This is a genomic window from Psychrobacter sp. GW64-MNA-CIBAN-0177, from assembly GCF_040309585.1.
In the GTDB taxonomy this organism is placed as follows: Bacteria; Pseudomonadota; Gammaproteobacteria; order Pseudomonadales; family Moraxellaceae; genus Psychrobacter; species Psychrobacter okhotskensis.
In genome coordinates this window covers 1-241 of record NZ_JBEOOY010000550.1, presented here as the reverse complement: position 1 = coordinate 241, position 241 = coordinate 1, and the positions used below count along the sequence as shown (strand labels likewise).

Sequence of the window (241 nt, the reverse complement as noted above, 5' to 3'; positions counted from 1 at the left end):
GGATAATGTGTATTCTGCGAGTAAGGCATCTACAGCACCGTTACCTGATTCGTCTCTACGTATTTTTAATGATATTTTACGTGCCTTTTCCCACGCTCTGCTGGCAGCTTCATCGTTAACGTCTGCTAACGGTAAAATATGCTCTACCGCAACACTTTCATCAATACGATAGAACTCGCGAATTTTCTGACGAATAGGAGAGTCCGTAATGTTCGAATTATTAAAAAGCATGTGCTTCACC

The 241-nt window shown here is 41.5% G+C and carries 1 protein-coding gene; it reads right to left on the bottom strand.

Annotated features, from left to right (window positions below):
* Positions 1 to 241 (bottom strand): hypothetical protein (locus AAEY79_RS16175; RefSeq protein ID WP_352289747.1); only part of this gene is annotated, 241 nt, incomplete at both ends.